Raw genomic sequence first — 14,799 nt, 5'->3', positions numbered from 1 at the left:
GTCCTTCGCGCCTTCATAAGCCTGATAAATGAAACGTGTTCAGAGGGCGTTTAATTACCCCTACTCTCTGACTCTTCACAGTTGAAAAGCCTGGAGAATGGTATTTAGTAACGTCCTTCCTTGTTATTTGAAATAAGTGAAACCGAGCGTGGTTTTTAACAATTTTCAACGATTGAAAAGAAAGATTAGAGACAGGTTAGGGTGATTATCTGTATCGGTAAAATATTATTAACCTAAGAAAAGCATTAAAAAAAACTATTCAAACACCAGTGTTGAAATAATAGAAAAATGGCGGTAAAACTCTATGAGTTTCACCGCCAAGTTCAGGAGAATTGACGCAATAAAATCAAGTATCAAAAGCTTTACGTGACTACAATGAAATTATGCCAGTCTCGATTCATTCAAATATGACTTAACAGAAAAATTTCTGTATATTTTTTATCGCGAGTCAAAGCCAGCTAATACATTAACGACATTGATACCGATTTCCTCCACATCATAGCCACCTTCCATGACAAATTGCGTTTTAATGCCCAATTCAGCAATATCTCTACCAACCACCAGATAATCATCACTCTTGAGTTTAAAAAAGCTGATGGGATCATTTTCAAAGGTATCTACGCCGAGAGAAACGAGTAGCACATCGGCATTGAATGCTGCAATTTTCTCCAACGCTTTCGCCAATGATTCTCGCCACGACGCAAAGCCAGTCCCAGGTGGCATCGGATAGTTGACGGTATACCCCGTTCCTGATCCTCTACCCTGCTCTTTTTCGTGGCCCCAGAAAAAGGGAAACGTATCCAAAGGATCGCCATGGAGAGAAACAAACAGCACATCATCTCGATCATAAAAAATCTCTTGTGTGCCGTTGCCGTGGTGAAAATCGATATCAAGAATAGCGACTCGCTGTGATCCGTTGTCACGGCAGTATTGAGCAGCAATAGCGACGTTGTTTAAAAAGCAATATCCACCATATCGGTTGGCGGTGGCATGGTGACCCGGAGGACGGCACAGTGAAAAGATCCCCCGGCTCTCGTTTGAAAGGAGTTTATCAATACCCGACAGCGCAACCTGCGCACTCTCATAAGCAGCTTCCCACGTTCCTTCACTCAGGCTGGTTTCACCCGCAAGTGCATAATAACCGAGTTGCCCTTCAATAAAACGGGGTCTGACCGTCTGGAGTTGTCCTGCAGGCCATACGGATGGAATTGCCTCTCCTTCGAAACCTGCCTCTTTCCACCTCACCCATGCGGTTTGAAGAAATTCGACAAAATCAGCAGAGTGAATCGCCCGAATCGGCGACATACCATAATCACCCGGCGAAATGACGTTCCCTAGCTGGGTATCCCGGATACGGTTGACAATATATTCTGCCCGGCTGGGCCGCTCATAAGGCTCAACTAGCAACCCGCCCGATAGTTCTGTTTTGGCATTTCTGAGGATATGTTTTTCAGAAAAAATTGATTCCATCTTTTCCTTCTCCCTGACAACATTCATGTCATTGGCAGGAGGAAACTCCCGCCAAGGACTTATTTGCGTAGATTCGTCCACATACGATCATAGACAGTCTGGGTTTGCGCATCACACGCTTGAACAAACACTCCGTTACCATTTTCAGGAGGGTTGGACTCCGGTTCCTCAGTCAACGCTTTGTCCAGATAAGGTTCGGCACCAGACAGAGCCTGGCCATATCGCGCAAAGTTCGACACCTGTGCAATGTTTTCTGGCTTAAGCAAAAAGTCCATGAACTTTATGGCGTTGTCACGGTTTGGTGCATCTTTCAGCAAGACGACGCTATCCATCCACAATACGTAGCCTTCTTTCGGAAAAGCATATTGTAGCGACGGTCTTGCACCGCGCGCTTTAGCAGCATAACCGTTGAATATCATACCCACTGCAACATCTCCGGAAGCCAGTACTTCTTTTGCGGTATCAGAGTTAAAAGATGCCCAGTAAGGTTTGGCCGTTTGTAACATTGCATTTAGAGCCTTGAGCTTTTCTCTGTCTTGGATGCATTGCGGTATACCCATATGTAAGGCCGCCAATGCCAGCACTTCCCCTTGACTGTCTATCATATTGATCCTGCCTTTAAGCATCTCAGGCGGGTTAAAGATGATATCAGTGGTATTGATGTCTCCTGGATACACTGCGGTATCAACGGCAAAGCTAGTGGTTCCCCACTGGTAAGGAATTGAGTGTTTCAAACCCGGATCGTATGCAGGATCCGCAAATTGGGCTTTAACATTACCAAGATTCTTCCTTTCCCCCTCGGCAATTTCATCCAACATACCTTCGCTCAACAAAATCGACACCATATAGTCTGTTGGTACCGCGATGTCATAAGTACCCAATGCTCCCGCCTTCAATGTCGCCAGCATAGACTCATTAGAGTCGTAGGTATCCATCACCACCTCGATACCCGTCTCCTGCGAAAATTTATCAAGCAACGATTGAGGGATGTATTCGAACCAATGATAAATAGCCAGTTTTTCGGCGGCGTGTGCGCCAGTTGCCGACACCATGATGGCGACAGCAGTCAGAGCGGATCTAAGGATGTACGACATAATGTTCTCCTTTTCCGGTTTAGGATTTTTCGCCTTTTTTACTGACGAAATACGACAAGGTGACCATTACTACCGAAAATGCCAGTAGCATGGTTGAAATGGCCATGATGTTCGGTTTTATGCCTTGCTTAACGGCACCAAAAATTGCTGTAGGGAGGGTTTCTACGCCCGCCCCTTTAACGAAATTGGTAATAATGAAATCATCGAGAGAAATGATGAACGCCAATAAGAAACCTGAAATGATCGCAGGTGACATCAACGGAAGTAAGATTCGGGTAAAGGCCTGACGACGGGTGGCGTAGAGATCCATTGCAGCTTGCTCGTAGCTTGACTCGATTCCCTGCATACGTGCGGCAATTGGTAAATAAGCAAACGGTATACAAAAAGCAATGTGTGCCACCAGGATGGTCAGAATTCCACGTTCAAATCCGATACTGTTGAAGAAGATCAGCGTGGCAACAGCCGTTACAATTTCAGGCACCATCAAAGGCAAGGAAATCAGGCCAAATGACCATTTTCTAAGCCGGAATCCCCCACTTCTCACCATGGCTGTTGCCGCAAACACAGCAATCGCTGTTGCTGTTGTCGCCGCAATAATCGCGATCAGAAAGCTATTTCTTGCTGCAACTTTAAACTTCGCACTTTCAGGCCCAGAGAACACATCCAGATACCAGCGAAAAGAAAAACCTTCCCAGACAGCGATAGACTCAGACGCATTGAAGCTATAAATACTGACGATGATCAGAGGGGCATAAAGCACAGCCAGACAAAGCAGTGTAATGGGCATAAATCCGGTGAACGCCTTGATATCATAATGACGACTTTTCATTCGCGCCCAGCCTCCTTTCCTGTTCTTTTGGGTGAAGAAAATATCAGGAGGATCAGCAACACCAAACTCAGTAAAATCATCGACGCCGCCGCACCAAAAGGCCAGTTCCCAGCGTTACCTTTGAACTGCTCTTCTATCAAGGAACCAACCATAAAGTTCTTCGCACCACCAAGCAGATCTGGTGCAAGAAATGACCCGAGTGACGGGACAAAGACCAGAATCGAACCCGCGATAACACCGGCCTTGACCGAAGGAAGAAGGACACGCCTCAAGATGGCCCATTTGCTGGCATAGAGGTCAGCGGCCGCTTCACTGAGTGAAAAGTTATAGCGCTCAATAGACGCATAGATAGGCAGTACCATAAACGGCAGGTAGGAATAGAAAAGACCGATTTGAACCGCGACATCGGTGTTGATCAGACGAATCGGGCTCTCGAGTATGCCCGACCAAAGCAAGAAATCATTCATCGGGCCTTCGTCACGCAATAAAAAACGCATTGAGACGGTGCGAATCAATAAGTTCACCCAATACGGGATGGTGATCAAAAATACCCATAAAGGACGGTAGCGTTCGGGTCTTGTCGCAATGAAATAGGCGGTCGGAAAACCAATAATAAGACTGAAAAATGTTGCAACGCCCGCTTGCCAAATCGAACGCCAGAAAATGGAGATGTATGTCCACTCTATACTCGGCGGTTCATCGCCGAATAGGCCTCTATCAAAGAAGAACTGATCGTACGCTGCCAGAGAAAATTCCCAGCTAACGCCTCCCCGAAATTCTTTGGTCAAAAACGAGTAAATCAACATCAAGAAAACAGGAGTCAGCACCAAAACTGTCAGGGTCAACCACGCAGGAAGAAGTAGCCAAATTCTCGCTTCTTGATAGGTATTTGAGACGACTTCACCGCCACTGCCGTTTCCACCAGCCATCAGTCAATCAGGAGGCGGGCAGCCCCCTGCTCCATATTGACAAAAACATCACTTCCCGGAGAAAAGATACACTTTCTACCGCGCTCTGAATTCGGTGTTCTCACTGTGAAGTCGGTACCATCAGGGAGCCGGATACGTGTCGACAAATCTGTGCCAATGAACATGTTCTCTTGTACTTGTCCCTGGAGGCACTCCGTTTCGATGGGTTTAGAGGATAGGTAAAGGCGTTCAGGGCGGATAGAAACGTGCAGCGTGTCACCGATGTTGACCTCTCCCTCACAGGCACACGTAAGCGTATGGTGTTGACTAATCTGACAACGCGCCTCCCCGCTATGAACAGCATCGATTGTTATCGGCAAAAGGTTGGTTTCACCAATAAAATTGGCGACAAACGTATTTCTCGGTTTCTCGTAAATATCGCGTGCCTCATCCAACTGTTGCAGCTCCCCCTCAGACATCACAGCGATGCGGTCTGACATCGTCAAGGCCTCTTCTTGATCATGGGTGACAAAGATAAACGTTATTCCTGTTTCCCTTTGTAAATGCTTCAGCTCAATTTGCATGGCTTTTCGCAACTTTAGATCGAGTGCAGATAATGGTTCATCAAGAAGTAGCACTTTAGGTTTGGGAGCCAATGCTCTTGCCAGTGCAACACGCTGTTGCTGCCCACCCGATAGTTGGCCTGGCTTACGATTGGCAAACTGACTGAGCTGAACTAAATCCAGCATCTCACAGGCTTTTTTTCTCGCTTCATTTTTTGTTGATCCACGCATTTCCGGACCAAAAGCCACATTGTCGAGTATCGTCATGTGAGGAAACAGGGCGTAATTCTGGAAAACGGTATTCACTGGGCGCTGAAAAGGAGGTAAGCCTTCTATTTCCCTCCCAAACAGAAAGATTTCTCCTTCTGTTGTACCTTCAAAACCTGCAATCATTCTAAGGAGGGTTGTTTTCCCGCACCCGGAAGGGCCAAGTAACGTAAAAAATTCGTTGTCTTTAATCGACATGGATATTTGTTTTAAAGCGGTAACATGACCATAGCGCTTGACTGCATTTCTTATTTCTATCGCAATACGTGGCGGGGTAGACACCGCGCCTTTTGACTGAGACGGGCTTTGCAGCACGTCTTGACTGATAGTTTTGTCCATTCCCGTTGACTCCCTGTCAGGTCTTGAACCTATTTAAAAGTGAGGCGCAAACTTCCGTTGTCGCTTTCAATCAAAAATATAGTCATTTACCGAAGAGGCTAATGGTCTCAAAAATCGTAAATATGTATCGAAATAACAGGAGTCAGCGTAAAAATTAGAGACAGTGGTAGCTCAAGCACACCATTTTTCTGTTGTGCAGGAAACATTCAAAGCCGATAACCACGGTTAATTCTCTCCGCCTTAACCTTTCTATTTTTCTACTTTTGATTAATGCCATCTCAGAGTATTAATAATCTTTGCATTGTGAAAATATTATTAACTTAACAAATGAATTAAAAAAACCTATGCAAGCTCATCCACGCTTTTATAAAGGATGATGCTTCTATATATGAGGTAAACAAAAATAACCGTGACATCGTTTCGTTGGTAGGTGTCAGAAGTAACCACTAAATTAGAGTAATCGGCATGCGTAAACGGACAAATACCACAACGCCAGTCAATCTCGCCGAATCCTGCATCTTAAGGTTGTTTGGGTATAGATAAAATTAATGCAATGCGCAGATTAATACTATTTTACATATGCAAGTTGGCTTTATACGCTGAGTAGTAACCGGAAAAAACGCTTGTGATGATGAAATAGATTATTGACCGTTTCCTATCAGTAGGCTGCATCAACGTCATACCCGTTCCAATATTCTGACTAAGGCTACTGGCTTAAAAGCGGCAATTCGTTACGGTATAGAGAGGACAAAAGGAATGGCAAAGCAAGACAGGGAATACTGGCTTAACCTCAAATCAAAGGTCAATTTACACGCCAAAGCGTTCATCAATGGTGAGTTTTCCGATGCCAGTGACAAAGGCACGTATTCGACCATCAACCCTGCCACCGGAGAAAAACTGAATGATACCGCGTCATGCACAGCGTCGGATGTTGATCGTGCAGTGAGAGCAGCGAGTGACAGTTTCCGCTCCGGAGTTTGGTCAAACATGGCACCTCGTGATCGAAAAGCGGTATTGAAAAAGCTGGCTGGCCTCATGATGGATAACGTGGAAGAGCTGGCATTGCTGGAAAGCCTCAATGTCGGCAAACCCGTAGCAGACGCCCTAAACATTGACATACCCGGTGCTGCTGGATGCATTGAGTGGTATGCCGAAGCAGTAGATAAGCTTTATGGCGAAGTCGCCCCCACAGACTGCAACGCATTAGCCACCATCACACGCGAGCCCGTTGGCGTTGTTGCCGCCGTCGTACCATGGAACTTTCCACTCGATATCACCGCATGGAAAATTGCCCCAGCCTTGATGGCGGGCAACTCCGTGGTACTCAAACCTGCCGAGCAATCACCATTGACTGCACTCAGATTGGCCGAACTTGCGAAAGAAGCAGGTATTCCAGCCGGCGTATTCAATGTCGTCACTGGGTATGGTCATATCGTGGGTAAGGCATTGGGTCTTCACCCAGATGTGGACTGTGTCACTTTCACGGGTTCGACAGAAGTCGGCAAGTTGTTTTTGGGGTATTCGGCGGCATCCAACATGAAACAGGTTTGGCCGGAAACAGGAGGTAAAAGTCCCAACCTCATTTTTGCTGATTGCGACCTAGAATCCGCGGTTAACACCGCTGCCATGGGGATCTTTTTCAATCAGGGAGAGGTTTGCTCAGCCAATTCCAGGATACTGGTTGAGAGATCTATCAAAGCGGCTTTTGTGAGTAAACTGGTTGAAAAAGCCAATGCAATGAGAGTCGGCGATCCTTTGGACTCAGACACCGAGATGGGCGTGTTGATAGATCAACAACACACCAGCAAAGTGCTGGGATACATTGAACGAGCACAAGAGGACGGCGCAACCCTGCTTGCAGGCGGAAAAGGCGATAGTTCCCAAGCTCAAATAGAACCGACGATATTTGATGACGTGCTCCCCTCCATGGAAATTGCCAGAGAAGAAGTGTTTGGTCCTGTTGCGGCTATTATCACTTTTGACACTGAAGAAGAGGCAATTGAGCTAGCTAACGATTCCATTTACGGTTTGGCAGCATCCGTTTGGACGACAGACTTAAACCGGGCCCATAGAGTCGCTAAACGGATTCAAGCAGGTACTGTCTCAGTCAATACGGTTGATGCGTTGGATTACTGCACGCCTTTTGGTGGCTTCAAACAGTCAGGCTTTGGTCGCGACCTCTCCTTACACGCCATCGACAAGTTCACACACCTAAAAACCACATGGATAAAGCTGTCCTGATACTAAGAAGGAAGGCCTCTGCAATCCCTTTCAGTGGCCTTTAAGTCTACCTCTCCCATGTTTTCTTCCGCCATATCATGGGTTTTGTTGGCTGGCAGATGCCCGCTCTCAACGCTAAACCGCATTACCTAATACAAACTTGGAAGATAAGGCCCATAGTGTAAGATTATTTTACAGAGTGATGTGAAATTGCCTGTAAGTATCATGCTGCAGAGCATTTTCGGGAGAACAACATGCACTTTACCCTAAAACAACTTCGATATTTTGTTACCGCAGGGCAATTTGGCAGTGTAACCAGAGCCGCTGAAACTCTTCACGTCTCACAACCCTCAATTTCCTCGGCCATCCTTCATCTTGAAGAAATTACAGGGTTACAACTGTTTGTCAGGCATCATGCCCAAGGTCTCTCTCTCACACCTGCAGGCAAACAATTTATTCTAAAAGCCAAGCAACTCCTTTCGGACGCAGAGGGGCTTGGCCGTTATGCCAGTTCCTTAGGGGAAGAGGTAAGCGGGTCACTGCGAATAGTTGGCTTTCCAACCTTCACACCCATATTAATTCCGCTGCTAATGAGGCGTTTCGTCGAAGCCTATCCCGATGTCAATATTTACTGCGATGAGGCACATCAAAAAGACATTATTCAAAATATGTATGACGGCCGTTATGAACTCGCAGTAACGTACGATTTACAAGTGCCATCTGATATCGAATTTGAACCTCTATTAACCTTCGCCCCCTACGCCGTATTACCTGTTTCACATCCCCTGTCTAGTAAGGAATCACTATCTCTTAGTGATCTTGTTGATTTGCCGATGGTATATCTGGACTGGCCAATGACCCGTGACTATTTTTTCTCTTTATTTCTTAGCCAAGATCTGGAACCAAATTTCGCCTATCCAGCGCAGTCACTTGAAATGGTCAGGAGTTTAGTGGCAAACGGATTTGGATATACACTGTTCAATACACCTCTTATCAATAACCACGCATTGGATGGCGGTGAGATGAAAGCCATGCCGTTAATTGACAACCTCAGGCCTCTATGTGTTGGTGTAGCTAAAATTGCGCACTTTCGGCTAACTCCTGCCGCAAGCGCCTTCGTAGATATGCTCAAATCCTATTCAGAAGATATGTCATCCAACATATTCTCCACCACCACTGCCTCATCGAAGAAGGGCAATATTCAGCAATGAACGCAGTTATCGCGAGTTAACTGATGAGTCAATAGCAAACACCCTCTATACCCAAACAACCTGAAGATGCTCGAATTCATCTTGTTTCGGTATGTTTGCCAGAAAAACGTTAATTTTTCGATAAGTTCATCAGCTGTTTCGGCTATTTATTGTCATGATAAAAAACCAATTTTTCTTGTGGTTACCTCCGGTATCGGATTTTCCTATACCTCTCTTCTGGATATCCCATTTGTAAATGTGGGCTCAAAAAACAAAGCTTTTAGAGGTTGATTCCGACTTTCGTTTTTTTGAGAAGTACACAGGGAGAGAAAGGAAATGAATCAGACAAGGATTACCGCAATTATCGCTTCCACTTTCATTTTCGCCGCCTCAAGCGCCGCGACAGCAGATGCTCTCACCAAGATCGGTAAACCCGAAGGTCAGGTAAACATTGTCGCTTGGCCGGGTTATATCGAACGCGGTGAAACATCCCCTGATTTTGATTGGGTCACGGGGTATGAAAAAGCGACGGGCTGTAAGGTAAACGTAAAAACCGCCAACACATCAGACGAAATGGTCGCCTTGATGAACGAAGGTGGTTTTGATTTGGTCACTGCCTCTGGCGACGCATCTTTGCGCCTGATTGCAGGCAAACGCGTGCAACCCGTCAATATTGACTTAATCCCAAGCTGGAAGACCGTCGATCAGCGACTGCAAAACGCACCTTGGCATACCGTTGATGGTACACATTACGGGACTCCCTACATGTGGGGACCCAACGTACTGATGTACAACAAGGACGTTTTCAAGGAAGCGCCGACCAGTTGGAATGTGGTCTTCGAGGAAGTCACACTGCCTGACGGGAAGACCAACAAGGGACGCGTTCAGGCCTATGATGGACCAATACACATCGCAGATGCCGCCAACTACCTGATGCACCATAAACCAGAGCTTGGCATCACCAGCCCTTACGAGCTCAACCAAGAGCAATACAACGCGGCGCTTGATTTGCTCAGACAGCAGAGAAAGTTAGTTTCCCGTTACTGGCATGATGCCTTTATCCAGATTGATGACTTTAAGAATGAAGGCATGGTGGCGTCAGGCTCCTGGCCATTCCAGGTCAATCTGCTCGCTGCAGACAAGCAGCCCATTTCATCAACCATCCCTGTGGAAGGTGCCACTGGCTGGGCGGATACCACCATGATGCATGCCGACGCCGATAACCCTAACTGTGCATACCTTTGGATGGAACATACCCTTGCTTCCAACCTTCAAAGTGATCTCTCAGTATGGTTCGGCGCAAACCCCAGTGTTCCCGAAGCGTGTACAGATGGCCGGGGCATGCAAACTGCCGCAGGCTGCAAACTCAATGGAATGGAAGAGTTTGACCGCATTAAGTTCTGGCAAACCCCTGTCTCAAAGTGCAAGAGCCAAGGTAAGTGCGTGCCCTACTACCGCTGGGTATCTGATTACATTGGTGTGATAGGTGGCCGTTAAGGCCACCCTGTAGAAATTCCAGGACACAAGGAGGTAACGATGTCCGACGCTGTGAGTTTCCAATCGGTTTCACGTTGCTATGGCGATGTTAAGGCTGTTGATGACCTAACCCTGTCTATCGAAGAAGGTGAATTCTTTGCCTTACTCGGTCCTTCAGGCTCAGGGAAAACCACCAGTCTTCGCCTTATTGCTGGCTTCGAGCAGCCCTCCTTTGGAGATATCAGACTATTCGGTGAGAGTGTGTCGGGCATTCCCCCCTACCAGCGACAGATTAATACTGTCTTTCAGGACTATGCGCTCTTTCCTCACCTCAACGTTCTCGACAACGTGGCTTATGGGTTGATGATCGCTGGCGTAGGAAAAAGCGAACGCTACCGGGAAGCTGAAAGTGTGCTGGAAATGGTGAAGCTTCAGGGCTTTTCAGACCGACGTCCAGCGGCACTTTCCGGTGGGCAGCGTCAGCGCGTCGCCTTGGCTCGTGCGCTGGTCAACAAGCCCCGTGTACTGCTTCTTGATGAGCCGCTCGGCGCCCTTGACCTCAAACTCAGGGAGCAAATGCAGGAAGAGTTGAAATCGCTGCAACGTCAATTGGGCATTACCTTTGTGCTTGTTACCCATGACCAAAGTGAAGCACTTTCCATGGCTGACAGGATTGCGGTTTTCTCAGAAGGACGTGCCATGCAGGTAGACTCACCGGAAGGCATTTATCGTCGTCCTGCATCAAGGTTTGTCGCCGACTTTGTGGGTTCATCCAACGTTTTGCCACCGCAATTTGTTGAACGCCTGAGCGGACAATCCCGATGGGCAAGTCTGAGGCCAGAATCGGTGAACCTTGTTAATGAAGGAGGCCTATACGCCACGGTAACAGGACGCAGCTTCTTAGGGGTAATGACAAAGTTAAGCCTGAATGTTGAAGGTTACGCCCTCTCGTTGCTCGCACCTTCTTCGTCGGTCCTGCCAGAGGAAGGCATGCATGTTCGCGTAAACTGGCAGCCCACCGACCTGCACTTGATGGAGGCCAAATGAATCATCAAGCCTCTACTGTCACAACACCCAGTGCCGCTCCAAAAGGGTTCTTGGTCAGCTTCTCGGATTTACTTTGGAGAAAGCCAAGCGTTTTGCTCGCGATTCTTCTTGGCCCCCCCGTGCTATGGCTAGGTGTCGTCTATCTGGGTAGTTTGTTTGCGCTTCTCATCCAAAGTTTCTTTTCCATCGACGAGTTCACCGGACTGATTCAGTACGAATTTACACTGAAAACCTATGGCGAACTTTTCAGCGCCGCCAACCTCGACATTATTGTCCGTACCGTGTCTATGGCGGCATTTGTGACAGTTGGCGCTGCGATCATTGCCTTTCCCGTTGCTTACTTTGCTGCCCGCTACGCGCACGGAAAATGGAAGGCGCTGTTCTATCTTGGGGTGATGCTACCGCTGTGGTCGAGTTATTTGGTCAAGGTGTATGCGTGGAAACTCATACTCGCAAAAGAGGGCATTCTTAACTGGCTGCTTACCCAGCTGCACCTTGATGTGCTGCTTAACGCCTACCTTTCAATTCCCATTATTGGCGGTAACTCGCTGTCTGTGAGCTATACAGGAACCTTTCTGGTCTTCCTTTATGTCTGGTTACCCTTCATGGTCTTGCCGCTGCAAGCTTCGCTTGAACGCGTGCCATCGAGCATGCTGGAAGCCAGCTCAGATCTGGGCGCAAAGCCACTTCAGACGTTCCGCCACGTGCTGTTTCCTCTGGCGCTCCCAGGTATGGTCGCCGGCTCAATCTTTACGTTTTCACTGACACTGGGGGATTACATCATCCCTCAGATCATCGGTTCATCCCGCCTATTTATCGGGCAAGCCGTTTACTCTCACCAAGGCACTGCCGGGAATATTCCTCTGGCCGCAGCCTTCTCGGTGGTCCCAATCGTGATCATGGGTTTCTATCTAATGGGCGCGAAGCGCATGGGGGCCTTCAATGCACTCTAATTCTTCCCCAAAAGCACCTTGGTTGTTGAAAGTCGCCGCTTTCGGTGGGCTGGCCTTTTTACACCTGCCTATCCTGTTGATATTTGTCTACGCGTTTACGACTGAAGAAAAGAGCTACCAGTGGCCACCACCAGGTTTCACACTGCGTTGGTTTGAGGTGACCTGGAACCGCCCTGATGTCTGGGAGGCGCTGACCCTTTCGCTAAAAGTCGCCAGCTTGGCAACCATCATCGCCATGATATTAGGAACACTCTGTGCGGCAGCGGTTTCGCGGTCTCGTTTCTTTGGACGTGAAACCATTTCCCTATTGGTGATTTTACCTATCGCACTACCAGGCATTATCACGGGGATTGCTCTTCGCTCAGCGTTCAATCTGGCTGACATTCCGTTTTCCTATTGGACTATCGTATTGGGCCACGCCACCTTCTGTATTGTTGTGGTTTACAACAACGCGGTAGCACGTTTTCGCCGGACCTCAGGAGCATTGATTGAAGCATCGATGGATCTAGGTGCGAACAGCTTCCAGACCTTTAGACATGTGATCTTGCCCAATATCGCTACTGCATTATTGGCAGGTGGCATGCTGGCATTTGCCCTTTCATTTGACGAAGTTATCGTCACCACATTTACCGCCGGGCAACAAGCCACCTTACCCATATGGATGTTGGAAGAGCTTGTGCGACCAAGGCAAAGACCCGTCACCAACGTTGTTGCTATGGTCGTCGTTCTGGTGACATTTCTACCAATTCTTATCGCCTATTACGTGACGCGTGAAGGCAGCCACATTGGCGGACAAGGAAAGTGAGGAGGATTCATGGACACAAACATGTTGATTGGGAAAAGCATAGAAGCTGGCCAAGATGCGAAAGAAACCATACTGAACCCAAGAAATGGGGAAACTATCATAGAGCTGCCAGAAGCCTCCAGGGATCAAATTGATCGCGCAGTCTTCTGGGCTAAAAAAGCCTTCAGTCAGTGGTCCCGCACAACACCTGCGGAGCGATCAGCGTGCTTACTGAAAATCGCCGACCGTATCGAAGCCTCCGCTGAAGAATTTGCGCGACTTGAATCGCTCAATTGCGGGAAACCTTATGGTGCGGTTCTCAATGATGAAATTCCTGCTATCGTTGACTGCTTCCGCTACTTTGCAGGCGCAGTAAGGTGCACAACCACCACGGCGGCCGGAGAGTATCTGGAAGGGTTCACTTCTATGTTACGCCGGGATCCAATCGGTGTTGTCGCTTCAATCGCGCCATGGAATTATCCGTTAATGATGACCGCATGGAAGCTGGCACCCGCAATTGGTGGTGGTAATACTGTTGTGTTCAAACCTTCAGAGCAAACACCCCTCACCGCGCTGCATCTTGTGAATATACTTGCCAGCGAGTTACCTGAGGGTGTCGTCAATGTGGTGCTTGGCCGGGGTGAAACTGTCGGGAATGCCCTTATCAATCACCCTGACGTTGATATGATATCTATTACTGGTGATATCGCGACCGGCAAGAAAGTGATGGAAGCCGCGAGTAAATCCGTAAAACGAACACATCTAGAATTAGGTGGAAAAGCGCCTGTTATTGTGTTTGACGATGCGGATATTGACCTCGTGGTCGCCGGTCTCAAAGACTTTGGCTACTACAACGCCGGACAGGACTGCACGGCAGCCTGCCGTATTTATGTCGGTGACAGCGTTTACGAAAAATTAGTGGCTGACCTCAGCGCTGCCGTTAGCACTATCCAGTACAATAATGAAGATGATGAGACGAATGATATTGGTCCGCTCATCTCACTGCGCCAGCGAGAACGCGTCGCCAGCTTTGTAGAGCGCGCTTCCAACCAAAAACACATTGAAGTTGTGACAGGTGGGAAAACACTTCCGGGGAATGGCTTTTACTATGAACCCACTGTCATCGCTGGTGCGCTGCAAAGTGATGAAATCGTCCGCAAGGAAGTCTTTGGGCCTGTGGTCTCGGTGACACGTTTTTCAGATGTTGAAGACGCAGTATCTTGGGCGAATGACTCAGATTACGGTTTGGCTTCTTCTATCTGGACACGTGATGTCAGTAAAGCCATGGCAACGGCAGCAAGGCTTCAATATGGCTGCACTTGGATAAACACCCATTTTATGTTGACCAATGAAATGCCCCATGGCGGTATGAAACGCTCGGGTTATGGCAAAGACATGTCGATGTACGCCTTAGATGATTACACCGCCATCAGGCATGTGATGATTGCACATTAAGTTAACCTTTTTGCGAAACCCATTGATCACCTCCTCCCCTCGGGTCCTATTTGGTCAATGGTTTTTTTTCTTGGGGTATGTTGACCTTTGGAGCGAGGCACAAGTGCTTCGCTCACATTGAACAAAAACAACATGCATACGACTGTTTCAACACAGCAATTGTGTTTTTTCGTCACAAAGTAGCATTGTGCATAAACAATTAAC

At 47.7% G+C, this 14,799-nt stretch carries 12 protein-coding genes; 7 read left to right on the top strand and 5 right to left on the bottom strand.

All coding sequences use genetic code 11. The annotated features are described in order from the left end of the window. Positions 1-438: 438 nt before the first annotated feature. The 5 genes from VP504_RS20590 to VP504_RS20570 are packed head-to-tail and all read right to left on the bottom strand — an operon-like array spanning position 439 to position 5,470. A complete protein-coding gene (locus VP504_RS20590) occupies positions 439-1,470 on the bottom strand; it encodes a histone deacetylase family protein (RefSeq protein ID WP_062713267.1) in 1,032 nt (343 codons plus the stop codon). 59 nt (positions 1,471-1,529) lie between these two features. Further along, on the bottom strand, positions 1,530-2,564 hold the full coding sequence (locus VP504_RS20585; RefSeq protein ID WP_062713269.1) for an extracellular solute-binding protein: 1,035 nt from the start codon (positions 2,562-2,564) through the stop codon (positions 1,530-1,532). 19 nt (positions 2,565-2,583) lie between these two features. Beyond that, the gene (locus tag VP504_RS20580) at positions 2,584-3,393 is read right to left on the bottom strand and encodes an ABC transporter permease (RefSeq protein ID WP_325895229.1); all 810 of its coding nucleotides are present in this window, start codon (positions 3,391-3,393) and stop codon (positions 2,584-2,586) included. Further along, positions 3,390-4,322 (bottom strand): ABC transporter permease, encoded by a 933-nt coding sequence (locus VP504_RS20575; RefSeq protein ID WP_325895228.1) that lies wholly within the window; start codon positions 4,320-4,322, stop codon positions 3,390-3,392. The genes VP504_RS20580 and VP504_RS20575 overlap by 4 nt, the downstream gene beginning before the upstream one ends. Then, entirely contained in the window at positions 4,322-5,470 is a 1,149-nt protein-coding gene (locus VP504_RS20570) for an ABC transporter ATP-binding protein (RefSeq protein WP_062713274.1), read from the bottom strand. Before VP504_RS20570 ends, VP504_RS20575 begins: the two co-directional genes overlap by 1 nt. Positions 5,471-6,226: 756 nt before the next feature. Here VP504_RS20570 and VP504_RS20565 point away from each other — a divergent pair. The 7 genes from VP504_RS20565 to VP504_RS20535 all read left to right on the top strand — a co-directional run bounded on the left by VP504_RS20565 (position 6,227) and on the right by VP504_RS20535 (position 14,595). After that, on the top strand, positions 6,227-7,711 hold the full coding sequence (locus VP504_RS20565; protein ID WP_325895227.1) for an aldehyde dehydrogenase: 1,485 nt from the start codon (positions 6,227-6,229) through the stop codon (positions 7,709-7,711). A 233-nt stretch (positions 7,712-7,944) separates the two neighbouring features. After that, the gene (locus VP504_RS20560) at positions 7,945-8,901 is read left to right on the top strand and encodes a LysR substrate-binding domain-containing protein (RefSeq protein WP_325895226.1); all 957 of its coding nucleotides are present in this window, start codon (positions 7,945-7,947) and stop codon (positions 8,899-8,901) included. Positions 8,902-9,216: 315 nt separating this feature from the next. After that, positions 9,217-10,377, top strand: a complete 1,161-nt coding sequence (locus tag VP504_RS20555; RefSeq protein ID WP_325895225.1) for an ABC transporter substrate-binding protein — start codon at positions 9,217-9,219, stop codon at positions 10,375-10,377. A 39-nt stretch (positions 10,378-10,416) separates the two neighbouring features. Continuing rightward, positions 10,417-11,403, top strand: a complete 987-nt coding sequence (locus tag VP504_RS20550) for an ABC transporter ATP-binding protein (protein WP_325895224.1) — start codon at positions 10,417-10,419, stop codon at positions 11,401-11,403. Next, positions 11,400-12,356: an ABC transporter permease gene (locus VP504_RS20545; protein WP_325895223.1), complete on the top strand. Its 957-nt coding sequence runs from the start codon at positions 11,400-11,402 to the stop codon at positions 12,354-12,356. Before VP504_RS20550 ends, VP504_RS20545 begins: the two co-directional genes overlap by 4 nt. Beyond that, positions 12,346-13,161, top strand: coding sequence for an ABC transporter permease (locus VP504_RS20540; protein ID WP_325895222.1), 816 nt, complete (start codon positions 12,346-12,348; stop codon positions 13,159-13,161). The genes VP504_RS20545 and VP504_RS20540 overlap by 11 nt, the downstream gene beginning before the upstream one ends. 9 nt (positions 13,162-13,170) lie before the next feature. Next, the gene (locus tag VP504_RS20535; RefSeq protein WP_325895221.1) at positions 13,171-14,595 is read left to right on the top strand and encodes a gamma-aminobutyraldehyde dehydrogenase; all 1,425 of its coding nucleotides are present in this window, start codon (positions 13,171-13,173) and stop codon (positions 14,593-14,595) included. Positions 14,596-14,799: the final 204 nt, after the last annotated feature.

Origin of the sequence: Grimontia sp. NTOU-MAR1 (assembly GCF_035758505.1) — a bacterium.
GTDB classification, from domain to species: Bacteria; Pseudomonadota; Gammaproteobacteria; order Enterobacterales; family Vibrionaceae; genus Enterovibrio; species Enterovibrio marinus.
The sequence above is the reverse complement of the archived record's forward strand: the minus strand, read 5'-3'. Positions and strand labels throughout refer to the sequence as shown.

Excerpts from the sequence above, each read along its gene's own strand:
- VP504_RS20560 (WP_325895226.1), top strand. The coding sequence starts at position 7,945 with ATGCACTTTACCCTAAAACAACTTCGATATTTTGTTACCGCAGGGCAA.
- VP504_RS20580 (WP_325895229.1), bottom strand. The coding sequence starts at position 3,393 with ATGAAAAGTCGTCATTATGATATCAAGGCGTTCACCGGATTTATGCCC.
- VP504_RS20585 (WP_062713269.1), bottom strand. The coding sequence starts at position 2,564 with ATGTCGTACATCCTTAGATCCGCTCTGACTGCTGTCGCCATCATGGTG.
- VP504_RS20540 (WP_325895222.1), top strand. The coding sequence starts at position 12,346 with ATGCACTCTAATTCTTCCCCAAAAGCACCTTGGTTGTTGAAAGTCGCC.
- VP504_RS20535 (WP_325895221.1), top strand. The coding sequence starts at position 13,171 with ATGGACACAAACATGTTGATTGGGAAAAGCATAGAAGCTGGCCAAGAT.
- VP504_RS20575 (WP_325895228.1), bottom strand. The coding sequence starts at position 4,322 with ATGGCTGGTGGAAACGGCAGTGGCGGTGAAGTCGTCTCAAATACCTAT.
- VP504_RS20590 (WP_062713267.1), bottom strand. The coding sequence starts at position 1,470 with ATGGAATCAATTTTTTCTGAAAAACATATCCTCAGAAATGCCAAAACA.
- VP504_RS20545 (WP_325895223.1), top strand. The coding sequence starts at position 11,400 with ATGAATCATCAAGCCTCTACTGTCACAACACCCAGTGCCGCTCCAAAA.
- VP504_RS20570 (WP_062713274.1), bottom strand. The coding sequence starts at position 5,470 with ATGGACAAAACTATCAGTCAAGACGTGCTGCAAAGCCCGTCTCAGTCA.
- VP504_RS20555 (WP_325895225.1), top strand. The coding sequence starts at position 9,217 with ATGAATCAGACAAGGATTACCGCAATTATCGCTTCCACTTTCATTTTC.
- VP504_RS20550 (WP_325895224.1), top strand. The coding sequence starts at position 10,417 with ATGTCCGACGCTGTGAGTTTCCAATCGGTTTCACGTTGCTATGGCGAT.
- VP504_RS20565 (WP_325895227.1), top strand. The coding sequence starts at position 6,227 with ATGGCAAAGCAAGACAGGGAATACTGGCTTAACCTCAAATCAAAGGTC.